We start from the raw sequence: 15,902 nt of genomic DNA on the forward strand, positions 1-15,902 counted from the left end.
GTTCTCTCGCCCTTATTTGAACTGCTTGAGGAAGCGCAGGTCGTTTTCGAAAAAGGCACGCAGGTCGTTGACCCCGTAACGCAGCATGGTCAGGCGCTCAACGCCCATGCCGAAGGCAAAGCCCGCGTATTTTTCCGGATCGATGCCGACCGAACGCAGTACGTTCGGGTGCACCATGCCGCAGCCCAGCACTTCCAGCCACTTGCCGTTCTTGCCCATCACGTCTACTTCGGCGCTCGGTTCGGTGAACGGGAAATAGGAAGGACGGAAGCGAATGGTCAGGTCTTCCTCGAAGTAATTGCGCAGGAAGTCGTGCAGGATGCCCTTCAGCTCGGTAAAGCTGGCATGCTCGTCAACCAGCAGACCTTCAACCTGATGGAACATCGGGGTGTGGGTCATGTCGTAGTCGTTACGATAGACGCGGCCCGGTGCAATGATGCGGATCGGCGGCTGCTGATGTTCCATGGTGCGGATCTGCACGCCCGAGGTGTGGGTACGCAGCATCAGATCAGGATTGAAGTAGAAGGTATCGTGATCGGTACGCGCCGGGTGATGAGCCGGAATGTTCAGCGCATCGAAGTTGTGGAAGCCATCTTCAATCTCGGGACCACGGGCAACCTTGAAGCCCATCTCGCCAAACAGGCGCTCGATGCGCTCGATGGTGCGGGTTACCGGATGCAGACCACCATTCTCGATGCGGCGGCCCGGCAGGCTGACGTCGATGGTCTCGGCGGCCAGCTTCTGGTTCAGCACGGCAACTTCGAGCGCTTCACGACGCGCGTTCAGCGCATCCTGAACCTGCTGTTTTGCCTGGTTGATCACGGCGCCCGCGGCGGGACGCTCTTCGGCAGACAAGGCACCCAGGCCCTTCATCTGCTCGGTAAAAAAGCCCTTTTTACCCAGATATTTGACCCGGATTTCGTCGAGGGTAGCGATATCGCTCACGCCCTCAATTTCGGCTCTGGCTTGGCCGACTACTTCTTCAAGCTGTTGCATGTCTTCCTCGTCACCACTCCCGGTACAGGAGCCTTTAGGCTAAATAAGGTCAAGAGGGGAATAATACAAAAAAAGCCCCTTCGCTGACCATAGCTAAGGTTGGCTTTTCTCCCTACAAATCATTTTGTTATATCAAGCGAGTCTTATCGGTTCACCGTAACTCCTGAAATAATGGAACAAATATCTAGTTTGTTGGCATATAAACTATTTGTAGAACAGGTCATCTCGCACATATCACCTTGTGTGGAGAAATATGCAGCTCGTGTAAAACAGTGGACATAATATGGGCGGGAGAAAGGAAAAAGTAATGTAAAACAGAGAGTTATAGATACAAAAAAGGAGGCCTGAGCCTCCTTTTAGCGTTTATAACAGGACTGGATTAAACCAGAGCTGCTTTAGCTTTTTCAACCAGGGCGGTGAAAGCCATTTTGTCGTGAACGGCGATATCGGACAGGATCTTGCGATCGATCTCGATAGAAGCCTTCTTCAGACCGTTGATCAGACGGCTGTAGGACAGACCGTTCTGACGGGCTGCAGCGTTGATACGCGCAATCCACAGCTGACGGAACTGACGCTTTTTCTGGCGACGGTCACGGTAGGCATACTGACCAGCTTTGGTTACCGCTTGTACCGCTACGCGGTAAACACGGGAACGGGCGCCGTAGTAACCTTTGGCGGCTTTCATTACTTTCTTGTGACGAGCGCGAGCAGTCACACCACGTTTAACTCTTGGCATTTTTCACATCCCCCCTTATGCGTACGGCAGACAAGCGACAACACGTTTGTGGTCGGCAGCAGAAACCATGAATTTCGGCCCCAGCTGACGCTTACGCTTGCTGCTCTTCTTGGTCAGGATGTGACGCAGGTGGTTGTGCTTGCACTTGAAGCGACCCGAGCCAGTCTTCTTGAAGCGCTTTGCAGCACCCCGGTTGGTTTTCATCTTCGGCATTTCATACTCCGCATTGTGAGTGACAACAAAATCGCAAGGCGAACCGACCCATGGGGCAAGCCCCATGAGTCAATTTCTTGTGGGCCTTAAGATTTCTTCTTAGGTGCGAGGACCATCACAGCTTGACGGCCTTCGACTTTCGGGAACGACTCGACTACGGCCAACTCTTCCAGATCGTTCTTGACGCGCTCCAGAACCTTGATACCAAGATCCTGGTGGGCCATTTCACGACCACGGAAGCGCAGGGTGACCTTAGCCTTGTCCCCGTCTTCCAGAAAGCGAACCAGGTTGCGTAGTTTTACCTGATAGTCGCCTTCGTCAGTGCCAGGACGGAATTTGATTTCCTTAACCTGGACGACTTTCTGCTTTTTCTTCTGTTCTTTGGTTGTTTTGCTCTTTTCGTAGAGGAATTTGCCGTAATCCATGATCCGGCAAACGGGCGGCTCAGCATTTGGACTGATCTCTACCAGATCAACTCCGGCCTCTGCGGCCAAGTTCAGAGCATCCTGAATGGATGTGATGCCAATGGCTTCACCATCCAGACCAGTCAGACGAACTTCTTTCAGACGGATCTCTTCATTGATCCGGTGAGCGCGGGCTTGCGGTTGCTTGCCCAGTTTTTTTCCGCCTTTTATAGCTTATTCCTCCACTTTCTTTTGTCCGCGGGTCTGAACTTCCTGGGTCAACAGAGCGATGAACTCTTCAACAGGATAAGTGCCCAGGTCAGCCCCTTTACGAGTCCGTACTGCAATCTTACCGGCTTCAACTTCTTTATCGCCGCAGACCAGCATGAAAGGTACTCGCTTCAAAGTATGCTCGCGGATTTTAAAGCCAATCTTCTCATTTCTCAAGTCCGCTTTTGCGCGAAGGCCCGCATCATTCAATGCTTTGGCTACTTTCACCGCATAATCGGCCTGATTGTCCGTGATATTCATGACCACAGCCTGAGTCGGTGCCAACCAGGTCGGGAACAGACCGGCGTACTCTTCAGTCAGAATACCGATGAAGCGCTCGATAGAACCCAGGATGGCCCGGTGGATCATCACAGGTACATGGCGATCGTTGTTTTCGCCCACATAAGTGGCACCCAGACGACCAGGCAGGGCAAAGTCGAGCTGCACGGTACCACATTGCCACGCACGATCAAGGCAATCGTGCAGGGTAAATTCAATTTTGGGACCGTAGAACGCCCCTTCACCCGGCTGCAGATCGTACTTCAGACCGTTGAGCTCCAGCGCTTCGGCCAGGGCTTTCTCGGCGCGATCCCACATCTCGTCGGAGCCGATACGCTGCTCGGGACGAGTGGAGAGCTTGACCACGATGTTTTCGAAGCCAAAGGTACCGTAGACGTCATAGACCATACGAATACAGCCGGAGACCTCTTCCATGATCTGCTCTTCGGTACAGAAGATGTGAGCGTCATCCTGAGTGAAACCGCGCACCCGCATCAGACCGTGCAGGGAACCGGACGGCTCGTTGCGGTGGCAGGAACCAAACTCGGCCATACGCAGCGGCAGGTCGCGGTAGGACTTCAGACCCTGGTTGAAGATCTGGACGTGACCCGGGCAGTTCATCGGCTTGATGGCGTACTCGCGGTTTTCGGACTGGGTAGTGAACATGGCCTGGGCGTATTTCTCCCAGTGACCTGAACGCTCCCACAGGACGCGGTCCATCATGAACGGACCTTTCACTTCCTGATAGTCGTACTCTTTGAGCTTGCCGCGGATAAAGGTTTCCAGCTCACGGAAGATGGTCCAGCCATCGTTGTGCCAGAACACCATACCGGGTGCTTCTTCCTGCATGTGATACAGGTCAAGCTGCTTGCCGATCTTGCGGTGGTCGCGCTTGGCGGCCTCTTCCAGACGCTGCAAATAGGCCTTGAGCTGCTTCTTGTCAGCCCAGGCGGTACCGTAGATACGCTGCAGCATCTTGTTGTTGGAGTCGCCGCGCCAGTAGGCGCCGGACATCTTCAGCAACTTGAAGTGGTGGCAGTGACGCATGTTGGGCACGTGCGGGCCGCGACACATGTCGATGTACTCTTCGTGATGATAGAGACCTGGCTGGTCATCACGGGCAATGTTCTGATCCAGGATTTCGACTTTGTAAGACTCGCCGCGCGCCTCGAATACATCGCGCGCTTCTTGCCAGGAGACTTTCTTCTTGATGACGTCGTAATCCTTGGCTACAAGCGCCAGCATGCGCTCTTCCAGGGCAGCCAGATCTTCATCGGTCAGGGTACGGTCAAGATCAACGTCATAGTAGAAGCCGTTGTCGATGACAGGACCGATGGCCATCTTGGTCTGGGGCCAGAGTTGCTTGATAGCATGACCCAGCAAGTGGGCGCAGGAGTGGCGCAGGATGTCCAGACCTTCTTCGTCTTTGGCGGTGATGATGGCCAGCGAGGCATCGGCTTCGATCAGCTCGCACGCATCCACCAGTTCACCGTTTACCCGACCGGCAATGCACGCTTTGGCGAGACCGGGACCGATGTCCGCAGCCACATCCATAACGGAAACAGAGTGGGCAAATTGACGTTGGCTGCCGTCAGGCAGAGTAATGATTGGCATTATGTGTTTCCTTATACAGTGGTGACCCCTACCAAAGGTCACATGCGGGATGGAAAAGAGATTCAAAAAGGTGATGTTCTGGTTCTCCACAGCACTTTGCGAAGACGGCCTGACACGTAAACCACATGTCTAACGTGACAAACCAAGCCAAAACGGTCCCATGCTACCAGAAGTCGGGCGTGCTGTATCGGATTTGCAGATATTTTCTACAGTCAAATGAGTCGCCTGCCGACTATTCGCCAAGCAGGGATTGCCAGTTGAAGTCAAAGTCACTGCTCCCCTCCTCTGCCAGCGCCAGCTCTTGCAGCACCTGAAGCGCCAGTTTGTTGCCCTTTTGAGCCGCCTGATAGAGCCACTGTTTCCCCTGCGAGAGATCGACACGCCCGCTCGCCCCCATCAGATGGAGCACCCCGACTTTCAGCATCGCCGGCACATCGCCATTACGGGCGGCAAGATCCATCCAGTGAAAGGCTTCGCGCAGATCCCGCTTCACCCCGGTGCCACGCAAATAGGCATCCGCCAACCGGTATTGGCCAAAGGAATCGCCCGCCTGCGCCGACTGGCGATAGAGCGTGATGGCCCGATTGACATCCTGCTCGCTCCCCTGCCCCACCTCATGGCTCCAGCCCATCAAGGCTTGCGCCCTAAGTTGCCCTTGCTCGGCCAGTGGCGACCAGATCCGGGTCGCCTCATCAAAGTGACCGGTACGCCAGGCACGGTTGGCGGCAGCCATCTCCTGCTCGGTGGAGAGCGGAAGCAGACGCCAGATAACCAGCGCAAGCAGACAGATAAATAGCCAACGGGAAGTGGTGGGGCTCATGATAATTTCCGTGATCCAGTTCTCATTTCGTCTATGTAAACGAAATGTAGCGCCGCGATCAAGCAAGAGATCCCTGCGACAACCCTTTTGCACCCGGTCGTTCAGCAGTAGTTGTCATTTATCTAGGGCACCGGCAAAATAACTGTATGTATAAACAGTATTGGTGCACAATATGGCAGGACGAGGCAGCCCCCACAATATCGATCACCGTTTTAGCGGCCCCCTTGTTGAAGCGGTCGATGACGACTGGCAATCGTCCGATTGGGATGCCGCATTCACCCCCTCTGTGCCTGGCACCGAGGTGCGGGAGATCGATGCACGCAGCATCATCAGCTACAACAGCTCGCCGGATGTGCCTTTTGGTCGCTCCATCAACCCTTATCAGGGGTGTGAGCATGGTTGCATTTACTGCTATGCCAGGCCCAGCCATGCCTATCTGGAGCTCTCCCCCGGTCTTGATTTCGAGAGCAAGCTGTTTGCCAAACGCAATGCAGCCGACCTGCTGCGCCGGGAGTTTGCCAAACCTGCCTATCAGCCACAGACCATTTTCATTGGCGCCAATACCGACCCCTATCAACCCATCGAGCAGCGCTATCGCCTGACCCGGCAGTTGCTGGAAGTGATGCTGGCCCACCGCCATCCGGTCGGGCTCATTACCAAGAGCGCCATGATCTTGCGCGACCTCGATCTGTTGACCGAGCTGGCCAGAGAGAGACTGTGTCAGGTGATGGTGTCGGTGACGACCTTGAACGAAACCCTGCGCCGACAGCTGGAGCCCCGCGCCAGCACAGGTGCAGGCCGCTTGAAAGTGATCGAGAAGCTGGCCAACGCTGGCGTGCAGGTGGGGGTACTGGCCGCCCCCATGATCCCGCGGCTCAATGAACCGGAGCTGGAGCAGATCATCAAATCGGCCGCCGAGGCTGGCGCCAGTTGCGCCGATTACATCCTGCTGCGCCTGCCCCACGAGCTGGCGCCGCTATTTGGTGACTGGCTCGATACCCACTATCCGGGCCAGAAGGAGGCTATTTTGAATCAGTTGCGAGCCAGCCGCGGTGGCGGGCTCAACAGTACCGCCTTCGGTACCCGCATGCGCGGTGAGGGGCACTTTGCCGATCTGCTGGCCCAGCGCTTTCGCCTCATCAGCAAGCGCCTCGATCTGGGCAAACGTCATATTCAGCTCAGACTGGATGGGTTTATCCGCCCCGGGGAGCAGCTGTCGCTCTTCTAATCCCCCTGTTCACTCCCTTCACACATCAGGTGTGCCAAGAGGCTGAGAGGAAGGCCTGCCGCGACACATCCTGTGGAAACCCCGCTTTTCAGAATTTTCCAACGAAGTAGCCATGTCACGTCAGGATCGCGCTATCCGGTAAAGAGAAGACTAACGCCTTAGCCTGCGCGCTGATCCCGACCCTGCTGCACCATTTCAACCGGTAGTCGCGAGGGTTCATGAGCCACTTCGTGCTCATCCTCTTCATACTGCGGCACCTCTGATTCGCCCCATACCCGGCTCCACCAAATTTCCCACGTGATCCAACTGGTCATATGCAGCTCCTGACGGTGAAGGTGATGGCAACAACGCACCACTCGCCCGGCAGGATAGCGACTGGGAATGACAGGGAAATGACAAAAAATCAGTTGTAAAAAGGCAACTGGCGGTGGCGAGGAAAAGCCGAAACAGTTCACATATTCGGCGAAATCATCCTGAAAGCGGTCACAAATCTGCAGGTTGTGGATTGCAGCACATCCTGTTCCCGCCAAAGCTGGCTTGCCCATTCAGGCATCTATAAAAACAGGGACACAATAATGAAACACACAGCGGGAATATGGGCGATCGCAGGCATGCTGATCGCCCCCTTGGCGCACGCCGACGTCATACTTCACGCCTTCAACTGGAAGTACAGTGAAGTGACCGCCAAAGCCGACCTTATCAAGTCGGCCGGTTACAAACAGGTACTCATCTCGCCGCCTCTCAAGTCATCAGGCAACGAGTGGTGGGCTCGTTACCAGCCGCAGGATATGCGTCTTGTCGACTCCCCTCTTGGCAACAAGCAGGATCTCGAGCAGCTGATCGCCGCCATGAAGGCGCGGGGTATCACCGTCTATGCCGATGTGGTGCTCAACCACATGGCCAACGAAAGCTGGAAGCGCCAGGACCTCAACTACCCAGGCAGCGAACTGCTTGGTCAGTACGCCGCCAACCCGGCCTATTTCGAGCGCCAGAAACTGTTTGGCGATCTGGGGCAAAACTTCCTCTCCGGTCAGGATTTTCATCCGGAAGGGTGCATCAGCGACTGGGGCGATCCGGGTCATGTCCAGTACTGGCGTCTCTGTGGCGGTGCCGGTGATAAGGGGCTGCCGGATCTGGATCCCAACAACTGGGTGGTAAACCAGCAACAGGCCTATCTCAAGGCGCTCAAGGAGATGGGGATCAAGGGTTTCCGGGTCGATGCGGTCAAACACATGAGCGATTACCAGATCAACGCCGTGTTCACCCCCGAGATCAAACAGGGGATGCACGTGTTTGGCGAGGTGATCACCACTGGCGGCGCAGGCAGCACCGATTACGAGCGCTTCCTCAAACCCTACCTCGACAGCAGCGGCCAGGGAGCCTATGACTTTCCGCTGTTTGCCTCCCTTCGCGGTGCCTTCAGTTACGGTGGCAGCATGAACCTGCTGGCGGATCCGGGCGCCTACGGCCAGGCGCTACCGGGCAGTCGCGCCGTCACCTTTGCCGTGACCCACGACATCCCCACCAACGACGGCTTCCGCTATCAGATCTTAAGCCAGACTGACGAGAAGCTGGCCTATGCCTACCTGCTCGGCCGCGATGGTGGCTCGCCGCTGGTCTACTCCGATCACGGCGAGACCCGGGCCAAGGATGGACTGCGCTGGCAGGATTACTACCAGCGCGCCGATCTCAAGGGGATGATCCGCTTCCACAATGCTGTGCAGGGTCAACCCATGCAGTTGATCGGCAGCGGTGACTGCTTCGTGCTGTTCAAACGGGGCAAACAGGGGCTGGTCGGCATCAACAAGTGCGACTATGAGCAGGAGTATTGGCTCGATACCGCCAAATTCGAGATGAACTGGTATCGCAACTATCGTGACGTGCTCGACCAAGGCGCCGTGGTCAACGTGCAGAGCCAGTGGGTACGGGTCGCCATTCCCGCCCGCAGCGCCAGAATGTGGCTGCTGGAATGAGCAGGCCAGCACCCTGCCCTACTTTCATCTGCCTGTCATAAAAAGCAGACAAATAAAAAGAGCGACCATCAGGGTCGCTCTTTTTGCTCAGAGACGTTGCTCGGGTAACAGGTGACGATTACTCGTCGCCCGCTTCCCCAGCATCGACCGCATCAGTGCCGGTCGCGGTATCGGTACCTTCAGATACCTCACCGTCAACGGCCAAAGCGTCGTTCTCGTCTTCGTCGCTCTCGGCGATGCGCTGCAGGCCAACCACGGTCTCGTCTTCACCGGTACGGATCAGACGGACACCGCCGGTGTTACGGCCAATGACACTCACCTCGGCAACACGGGTACGCACCAGGGTGCCGCCGTTGGTGATCAGCATGATCTGGTCGGTATCTTCGACCTGGATCGCATCGATCACCTTGCCATTGCGCTCATCCACCTTGATGGAGATAACGCCCTGGGTACCACGGCTCTTGGTCGGGTATTCGGCCAACGCAGTCCGCTTGCCGTAACCGTTCTCGGTGGCGGTGAGGATGGCACCTTCGCCGCGCGGAACGATGAGGGAAACCACCTTGTCACCGGCACCCAGCTTGATGCCGCGCACACCGGCCGCGGTACGACCCATCGGACGCACGCCCTTGAAGGTACCCTTGCTTTCGGTGCCTTCGCCGTTGTCGCTGCCGTCATCGTCATTGCCGGCATCGTCGTCGGTTTCAACGTCATCGCTGACATCGGCATCGGCGCGACCGCTGCCTTCGGCGAAGCGAACAACTTTGCCCGCGTCGGAGAAGAGCATGATCTCGTTGCTGCCGTCGGTGATATCCACCCCAATCAGCTCATCGCCCTCTTTGAGGTTGATGGCGCGGATACCGGAGGAGAGCGGACGGCTGAAGTCAGAGAGACTGGTCTTCTTCACGGTACCGTTGGCGGTGGCGAAGAAGACATACTTCTCGGCGTCATATTCCTTCACCGGCAGGATAGCGGTGATACGCTCACCCTCTTCCAGCGGTAGCAGGTTGATGATCGGACGACCACGGGCGCCACGGGACGCCTCCGGCAGCTGGTAAACCTTGAGCCAGTAGACCTTGCCACGGGTGGAGAAGCACAGAATGGTGTCGTGGGTGTTGGCCACCAGCAGACGCTCCACAAAGTCCTCTTCCTTGATCCGGGTGGCCGACTTGCCACGACCACCGCGGCGCTGGGCCTCGTAGTCGGAGAGCGGCTGATACTTCACATAGCCCTGGTGAGACAGGGTAACCACCACATCTTCCGGGGTGATCAGATCTTCGATGTTGATCTCGGCACTGGACATGCTGATCTCGGTGCGACGCTCGTCGCCATACTGCTCGCGCACAGCCAGCAGTTCATCGCGGATCACTTCCATCAGACGAGCCGGGCTCGCCAGGATGTGCAGCAGCTCGGCGATCAGATCCAGCAGAGATTGGTACTCTTCCAGGATCTTCTCGTGCTCGAGGCCGGTCAGCTTGTGCAGACGCAGGTCAAGGATGGCCTGGGCTTGCTGTTCGGTCAGGAAGTATTGACCTTCACGGATACCGAACTCGGGCTCCAGCCACTCTGGCCGTGCCGCGTCGTCGCCCGCTTTTTCCAACATGGCGGCCACGTTGCCGAGTTCCCAGCCCTTGGCAACCAGGCCCGCTTTCGCGTCGGCCGGGGTCGCGCTGTGGCGGATCAGCTCGATGATGGGATCAATGTTGGCCAGCGCAACCGCCAGACCTTCCAAAATGTGCGCCCGATCCCGCGCCTTGCGCAATTCGAACACGGTCCGGCGAGTCACCACTTCACGGCGGTGCAGCAGGAACGCATCCAGGATCTCTTTAAGGTTCATCACCTTGGGCTGGTTGTTATCGAGCGCCACCATGTTGATGCCGAACGTGGTCTGCATCTGGGTGTGCTTGTAGAGATTGTTCAGCACAATCTCGCCGGACTCGCCGCGCTTGATCTCGATAACGATGCGCATGCCGTCTTTGTCAGACTCATCGCGCAGGGCACTGATGCCCTCGATCTTTTTCTCTTTGACCAGCTCGGCGATCTTCTCGATCAGTCGAGCCTTGTTCACCTGATAGGGGATCTCGTGAACGATGATGGTCTCGCGACTGGTCTTCTCGTCCACTTCCACTTCAGCTTTGGCCCGCACATAGATGGAGCCACGACCGGTACGGTACGCCTGCACGATGCCGGAACGACCGTTGATAATGCCGCCGGTGGGGAAATCCGGGCCGGTGATGTAGGTCATCAGCTCGTCAATGGTGAGGTCGCCGTTTTCGATCAGCGCCAGGCAGCCATTGACAATCTCGGTGAGGTTGTGAGGCGGAATGTTGGTCGCCATGCCCACCGCGATACCGGAGGAGCCGTTGACCAGCAGGTTGGGAACCTTGGTAGGCATGACCGCCGGGATCATCTCGGTGCCGTCATAGTTCGGCACCCAGTCCACGGTCTCTTTGTCCAGATCGGCCAGCAGCTCGTGGGAGATGCGGGCCATCCGCACTTCGGTATAACGCATCGCCGCGGCGCTGTCGCCGTCGACTGAACCGAAGTTGCCCTGACCATCGACCAGCATGTAACGCATGGAGAAATCCTGCGCCATCCGGACAATGGTGTCATACACAGCGACATCGCCGTGCGGGTGATATTTACCGATTACGTCACCGACCACACGGGCCGATTTTTTATAGGGCTTGTTCCAGTCGTTCCCCAACTCGTTCATAGCAAACAGAACGCGGCGGTGAACCGGTTTCAAGCCATCACGCACATCCGGCAGAGCTCGTCCTACGATCACGCTCATGGCGTAATCAAGATAGGAACTCTTGAGCTCTTCTTCGATGTTGACCGGCGTGATCTCTCTGGCCAGATCGCTCATAGAAAGCCTTATCCCTAATTAGTTGTTCTTTGGCTTAAACAGCGCGACATGGTAACACACTGAGCCAAATACCTTAAGCCACAAATCGGGTATCAGATCGGGCTGGTGTGACAAAGTCCGTCCGTTATAATGCCCGCCAGGACAATAGATTGCGCCCATGACTCAGAAGCGGGCGCCCTGCCACAGGATCTTCGAAAAATGAACAGTGATGCCAATGTCGATCTGACAGAAATCGCCAAGTTTGAAGCCATCGCCTCCCGCTGGTGGGACATGGAAGGTGAATTCAAACCCCTGCATCAAATCAATCCGGTACGCCTTGACTGGATCACCGACAAAAGTGGCGGTCTGTTTGGCAAGCGCATGCTCGATATCGGATGTGGTGGCGGCATCCTCTCCGAGAGCATGGCCCGCCGTGGTGCCAGGGTCACCGGCATCGACATGGGCAAGGAGCCCCTCGGCGTCGCCCGCTTGCACGCTCTGGAGCAGGGTGTCGAGCTCGAGTACCGCCAGATCACTGCCGAAGCCCATGCTGCCGAAGTGCCGGGCCAGTATGACGTGGTCACCTGCATGGAGATGCTGGAGCATGTGCCGGACCCCGCCTCCGTGCTGCGCGCCATCGCCACCCTGGTGCGCCCGGGCGGCCGGGTGTTCGTCTCCACCATCAACCGCAACCCCAAATCCTATCTGATGATGATCATCGGGGCCGAATACCTGATGAAGATGGTGCCCAAGGGTACCCACGATCACAAAAAATTCATCACCCCGGCCGAACTGTGTCGCATGGGTGAAGCAGCTGGCCTGCTGGTGCGGGACATGAGCGGGGTGCACTATGCACCGCTCTCCAACAGTTTCAAGCTCGGCAAGAATGTCGACGTCAACTATATGGTGGAGTTTGTCCGCCCGGAGCACGGTTGATGAGTGCCTCTCGCCCTATGCCCCTGCGCGGTGTGCTGTTCGATCTGGATGGCACCCTGCTCGACACAGCCCCGGATCTGGGGGCCGCCGTCAACCATGTCCTGATCAGCGAAGGCTTTGCGCCGCTCTCTGACGAGATTATTCGTCAGACCACCTCCCACGGGGCGCTCGGGCTGCTGAAAGCGGGCCTCGGCGATGAACTGCTTGAAGAGCTGGGGGCCACGCGCCTGCGCAATGCCCTGCTCGACTACTACGCGGCCAACCTCTGTGTCGGGACCCGTCCCTATGAGGGAATGGTGGATCTTATCGAGTTGCTCGACGAGAAACAGCTCCCCTGGGGCATAGTCACCAACAAGCCGGGCTTTCTCACCGAACCGCTGCTGGCGGCCCTGCCACAGCTTGCCAACTGCGGCGTCACCGTCAGCGCCGACACCCTGCCGGTACGCAAGCCCGACCCCGCCCCCATGTTCTTTGCTTGTGAGAAGCTGGGGGTCGAGGCGGCTCACTGCCTCTATGTGGGTGATCATGTGCGGGATATCGAAGCGGGCCGCAATGCTGGCATGCGCACCGCGGTCGCTGGCTGGGGCTATCTCAATGATGAGGAAGATCCCGCCCAGTGGGGCGCCGATCTGCACTTTGATACCGTGCAGGCTCTGCACCACTGGCTGCGCTATGAGTTGACGGCCAAAGCGTAACGCGCAGCCTTACCGGCTGACATGCGATAACGGGGCGAAGAGACTCTCCGCCCCTTGCATCTTTTCCTTTACGCTCCTGCTTCCTGCGCCACCATCACTCGTCTATTCATGGATAATAAAGGCGGCTTTCTGCCTGTTGGATACCCATTTGACAAGCTCACAGCCGTCACAAAGCGGCTACAAACCACTGTCATCTGATGCAAAGCCCTTGCCACGCTGAGCCTGCGGCTGCGACAACTGGACAGCTTTTGACCCTTGTTGCATAAGGGATAATCAGCCGCCGTTTGCTAGTAAAAAGCCCCCCGTTTCGCAAGCAAAAAAAGTTATTTAAATTTTCCATCTTCGATCGGGAGACTTGCATTTAGCGGAGCGGACGAATGAAAACCCGCTCACTGTGAGCGGTCACTAACTGATGGAGCAAGACTCACAATTTATCCACAGCTCGTCACTTATCCACACATTGCAATGGCGGGCTGACCTCACTATCTTGTAGCTCGAACTTAAAATAACACTACATCTTGTGATTCATCGCACAATCTCTACTCAACTCCCGCACACCGCCGGGGCCTGGGTGGCGTCATTGTGCGATGGTTTTTCGGGAATCAACTGAAGGTCATCAGCCAATGAACTTGTTTGTGACGAAGCGTAACGGACACAAAGAACCCATCGATCTGGATAAAATTCACCGCGTGCTGGACTGGGCCGCCGAAGGGCTCGACAACGTGTCGGTCTCCCAGGTAGAGCTCAAATCCCACATCCAGTTCTATGACGGTATCCGTACCGCCGACATTCACGAAACCATCATCAAGGCGACGGCTGACCTCATCTCCGAGCAGACCCCGGACTACCAGTACATGGCAGCCCGTCTGGCCATCTTCCACCTGCGCAAGAAGGCCTATGGCCAGTTCGAACCGCCCCACCTCTACCAGCACGTGGCTCGTCTGGTGGACATGGGCAAGTACGACAAGCACCTGCTGGAGGACTACACCCAGGCTGAATTCGAAGAGCTGAACACCCATCTGGATCACTGGCGCGACATGGATTTCTCCTACGCGGCAGTCAAACAGCTGGAAGGCAAATATCTGGTCCAGAACCGCGTTACCGGCGAGATCTACGAGAGCCCGCAGTTCCTCTATATGCTGGTTGCGGCCTGCCTCTTCTCCAAGTATCCGAAAGATACCCGTCTGGACTATATCAAGCGCTTCTATGATGCGGTCTCGACCTTCAAGATCTCCCTGCCGACCCCGATCATGAGCGGCGTGCGCACCCCGACCCGTCAGTTCAGCTCCTGCGTACTGATCGAATGCGACGACAGCCTGGACTCCATCAACGCCACCGCCAGCTCCATCGTGCGTTACGTTTCCCAGCGCGCCGGTATCGGCATCAACGCCGGTCGCATCCGCGGTCTGGGCAGCCCCATCCGTGGTGGCGAAGCGTTCCACACCGGTTGCATCCCCTTCTACAAATACTTCCAGACTGCCGTGAAGTGCTGCTCCCAGGGCGGCGTGCGCGGCGGTGCGGCCACCCTGTTCTACCCGCTGTGGCATACCGAAGTCGAGAGCCTGCTGGTACTGAAGAACAACCGCGGCGTGGAAGAGAACCGTGTCCGTCACATGGACTACGGCGTGCAGATCAACAAACTGATGTACCAGCGCCTTATCAAGGGCGGTGACATCACCCTGTTCTCCCCGTCCGATGCGCCGGGTCTGTACGATGCTTTCTTTGCCGATCAGGACAAGTTCGAAGAGCTCTACGTCAAGTACGAGCAGGATCCGGCCATTCGCAAGAAGACCCTCAAAGCTGTCGATCTCTTCTCCCTGATGATGCAGGAGCGTGCCGGTACCGGTCGCATCTACATCCAGAACGTCGATCACTGCAACACCCACAGCCCGTTCGACCCGAGCGTGGCGCCGGTACGCCAGTCCAACCTCTGCCTCGAAATTGCGCTGCCGACCAAGCCGCTCAACAACATCGACGACGAGAGTGGCGAGATCGCCCTGTGCACCCTCTCCGCCTTCAACCTCGGTGCCATCGAGAAGCTGGAAGATCTGGAAGAGATGGCCGATCTGGCCGTGCGTGCCCTCGACGCCCTGCTCGACTATCAGGACTACCCGATTGCCGCCGCCAAGAAGGGCAGCATGGGTCGTCGCACCCTGGGGATCGGCGTCATCAATTACGCCTACTACCTGGCTAAAAACGGTGCCCGTTACTCCGACGGCTCCGGTCTGGCACTGACTCACCGCACCTTCGAGGCCATTCAGTACTATCTGCTGAAAGCCTCCGTGCAGCTGGCCCGCGAGTTCGGCCCCTGCCCGCTGTTTGGCGAGACCACCTATGCCCAGGGCATCCTGCCCATCGACACCTACAAGAAGGATCTGGATGCGCTGTGTAACGAGCCGCTGCATCTGGATTGGGAAAGTCTGCGTGAAGAGATCAAGTCCGTGGGCTTGCGTAACTCCACCCTGACCGCCCTGATGCCGAGCGAGACCTCCAGCCAGATCTCCAACGCAACCAACGGCATCGAGCCGCCGCGCGGCCTGGTGTCGGTCAAGGCCTCCAAAGATGGCATTCTCAAACAGGTGGTGCCCGAGTATGATCGCCTGAAAGATCAATACGAATTGCTCTGGAAGCAACCGAGCGTTGACGGCTACCTGCAGCTGGTCGGTATCATGCAGAAGTTTGTGGATCAGGCGATCTCCGCCAACACCAACTACGACCCTGCCCGTTTCGAAGGCAACAAGGTCCCGATGAAACAGCTGCTCAAGGACTTGCTGACCGCCTACAAATACGGCCTCAAGACCCTGTACTATCACAACACCCGTGATGGTGCAGACGATGCCCAGACCGATCTGCAAGATGACGGTTGCGCTGGCGGGGCTTGCAAAATCTAAGT

At 57.1% G+C, this 15,902-nt stretch carries 13 protein-coding genes; 5 read left to right on the forward strand and 8 right to left on the reverse strand.

Annotated features, from left to right (window positions below):
* Window positions 1-12: 12 nt before the first annotated feature.
* From pheS to ACTG20_RS12740, 6 genes are all read right to left on the reverse strand, one after another.
* Entirely contained in the window at window positions 13-996 is a 984-nt protein-coding gene (pheS, locus tag ACTG20_RS12715; RefSeq protein WP_338774869.1) for a phenylalanine--tRNA ligase subunit alpha, read from the reverse strand.
* Between the two features lie 379 nt (window positions 997-1,375).
* Window positions 1,376-1,732, reverse strand: a complete 357-nt coding sequence (gene rplT, locus ACTG20_RS12720; protein ID WP_005336687.1) for a 50S ribosomal protein L20 — start codon at window positions 1,730-1,732, stop codon at window positions 1,376-1,378.
* A 15-nt stretch (window positions 1,733-1,747) separates the two neighbouring features.
* A complete protein-coding gene (gene rpmI, locus ACTG20_RS12725; RefSeq protein WP_005336688.1) occupies window positions 1,748-1,945 on the reverse strand; it encodes a 50S ribosomal protein L35 in 198 nt (65 codons plus the stop codon).
* 86 nt (window positions 1,946-2,031) lie between these two features.
* Entirely contained in the window at window positions 2,032-2,580 is a 549-nt protein-coding gene (gene infC / locus ACTG20_RS12730) for a translation initiation factor IF-3 (protein ID WP_026034907.1), read from the reverse strand.
* 3 nt (window positions 2,581-2,583) lie between these two features.
* Window positions 2,584-4,512, reverse strand: a complete 1,929-nt coding sequence (gene thrS / locus ACTG20_RS12735) for a threonine--tRNA ligase (protein WP_064336042.1) — start codon at window positions 4,510-4,512, stop codon at window positions 2,584-2,586.
* A 232-nt stretch (window positions 4,513-4,744) separates the two neighbouring features.
* Complete coding sequence (locus ACTG20_RS12740) at window positions 4,745-5,332, reverse strand: tetratricopeptide repeat protein (RefSeq protein ID WP_338774868.1); 588 nt, start codon at window positions 5,330-5,332, stop codon at window positions 4,745-4,747.
* A gap of 172 nt (window positions 5,333-5,504) precedes the next feature.
* On the opposite strand from ACTG20_RS12740, the gene ACTG20_RS12745 reads away from it, so the two are divergent.
* Window positions 5,505-6,560 (forward strand): PA0069 family radical SAM protein, encoded by a 1,056-nt coding sequence (locus ACTG20_RS12745; protein ID WP_439987701.1) that lies wholly within the window; start codon window positions 5,505-5,507, stop codon window positions 6,558-6,560.
* 158 nt (window positions 6,561-6,718) lie between these two features.
* On the opposite strand, the gene ACTG20_RS12750 is transcribed toward ACTG20_RS12745, so the two are convergent.
* Window positions 6,719-7,105 carry a hypothetical protein gene (locus ACTG20_RS12750; RefSeq protein ID WP_194496459.1) on the reverse strand — a complete coding sequence of 129 codons (387 nt, stop codon included), beginning with the start codon at window positions 7,103-7,105 and terminating at the stop codon, window positions 6,719-6,721.
* 30 nt (window positions 7,106-7,135) lie between these two features.
* On the opposite strand from ACTG20_RS12750, the gene ACTG20_RS12755 reads away from it, so the two are divergent.
* Window positions 7,136-8,533 carry an alpha-amylase family protein gene (locus ACTG20_RS12755; protein ID WP_439987702.1) on the forward strand — a complete coding sequence of 466 codons (1,398 nt, stop codon included), beginning with the start codon at window positions 7,136-7,138 and terminating at the stop codon, window positions 8,531-8,533.
* Between the two features lie 118 nt (window positions 8,534-8,651).
* On the opposite strand, the gene gyrA is transcribed toward ACTG20_RS12755, so the two are convergent.
* The gene (gyrA, locus tag ACTG20_RS12760; RefSeq protein ID WP_106843360.1) at window positions 8,652-11,399 is read right to left on the reverse strand and encodes a DNA topoisomerase (ATP-hydrolyzing) subunit A; all 2,748 of its coding nucleotides are present in this window, start codon (window positions 11,397-11,399) and stop codon (window positions 8,652-8,654) included.
* 198 nt (window positions 11,400-11,597) lie between these two features.
* On the opposite strand from gyrA, the gene ubiG reads away from it, so the two are divergent.
* From ubiG to nrdA, 3 genes are all read left to right on the forward strand, one after another.
* A complete protein-coding gene (gene ubiG, locus ACTG20_RS12765) occupies window positions 11,598-12,314 on the forward strand; it encodes a bifunctional 2-polyprenyl-6-hydroxyphenol methylase/3-demethylubiquinol 3-O-methyltransferase UbiG (RefSeq protein ID WP_058058173.1) in 717 nt (238 codons plus the stop codon).
* Complete coding sequence (locus ACTG20_RS12770) at window positions 12,314-13,009, forward strand: HAD family hydrolase (RefSeq protein ID WP_439987703.1); 696 nt, start codon at window positions 12,314-12,316, stop codon at window positions 13,007-13,009. The genes ubiG and ACTG20_RS12770 overlap by 1 nt, the downstream gene beginning before the upstream one ends.
* A 623-nt stretch (window positions 13,010-13,632) precedes the next feature.
* A complete protein-coding gene (gene nrdA / locus ACTG20_RS12775; protein WP_019838757.1) occupies window positions 13,633-15,900 on the forward strand; it encodes a class 1a ribonucleoside-diphosphate reductase subunit alpha in 2,268 nt (755 codons plus the stop codon).
* Window positions 15,901-15,902: the final 2 nt, after the last annotated feature.

The organism is Aeromonas sp. 84A, from assembly GCF_051919345.1.
In the GTDB taxonomy this organism is placed as follows: Bacteria; Pseudomonadota; Gammaproteobacteria; order Enterobacterales; family Aeromonadaceae; genus Aeromonas; species Aeromonas veronii.

Bases quoted from the DNA above. Each gene is read 5' to 3' on its own strand.
- pheS (WP_338774869.1), bottom strand. From the start codon at position 996: ATGCAACAGCTTGAAGAAGTAGTCGGCCAAGCCAGAGCCGAAATTGAG.
- rplT (WP_005336687.1), bottom strand. From the start codon at position 1,732: ATGCCAAGAGTTAAACGTGGTGTGACTGCTCGCGCTCGTCACAAGAAA.
- rpmI (WP_005336688.1), bottom strand. From the start codon at position 1,945: ATGCCGAAGATGAAAACCAACCGGGGTGCTGCAAAGCGCTTCAAGAAG.
- thrS (WP_064336042.1), bottom strand. From the start codon at position 4,512: ATGCCAATCATTACTCTGCCTGACGGCAGCCAACGTCAATTTGCCCAC.
- ACTG20_RS12740 (WP_338774868.1), bottom strand. From the start codon at position 5,332: ATGAGCCCCACCACTTCCCGTTGGCTATTTATCTGTCTGCTTGCGCTG.
- ACTG20_RS12745 (WP_439987701.1), top strand. From the start codon at position 5,505: ATGGCAGGACGAGGCAGCCCCCACAATATCGATCACCGTTTTAGCGGC.
- ACTG20_RS12750 (WP_194496459.1), bottom strand. From the start codon at position 7,105: ATGGGCAAGCCAGCTTTGGCGGGAACAGGATGTGCTGCAATCCACAAC.
- ACTG20_RS12755 (WP_439987702.1), top strand. From the start codon at position 7,136: ATGAAACACACAGCGGGAATATGGGCGATCGCAGGCATGCTGATCGCC.
- gyrA (WP_106843360.1), bottom strand. From the start codon at position 11,399: ATGAGCGATCTGGCCAGAGAGATCACGCCGGTCAACATCGAAGAAGAG.
- ubiG (WP_058058173.1), top strand. From the start codon at position 11,598: ATGAACAGTGATGCCAATGTCGATCTGACAGAAATCGCCAAGTTTGAA.
- ACTG20_RS12770 (WP_439987703.1), top strand. From the start codon at position 12,314: ATGAGTGCCTCTCGCCCTATGCCCCTGCGCGGTGTGCTGTTCGATCTG.
- nrdA (WP_019838757.1), top strand. From the start codon at position 13,633: ATGAACTTGTTTGTGACGAAGCGTAACGGACACAAAGAACCCATCGAT.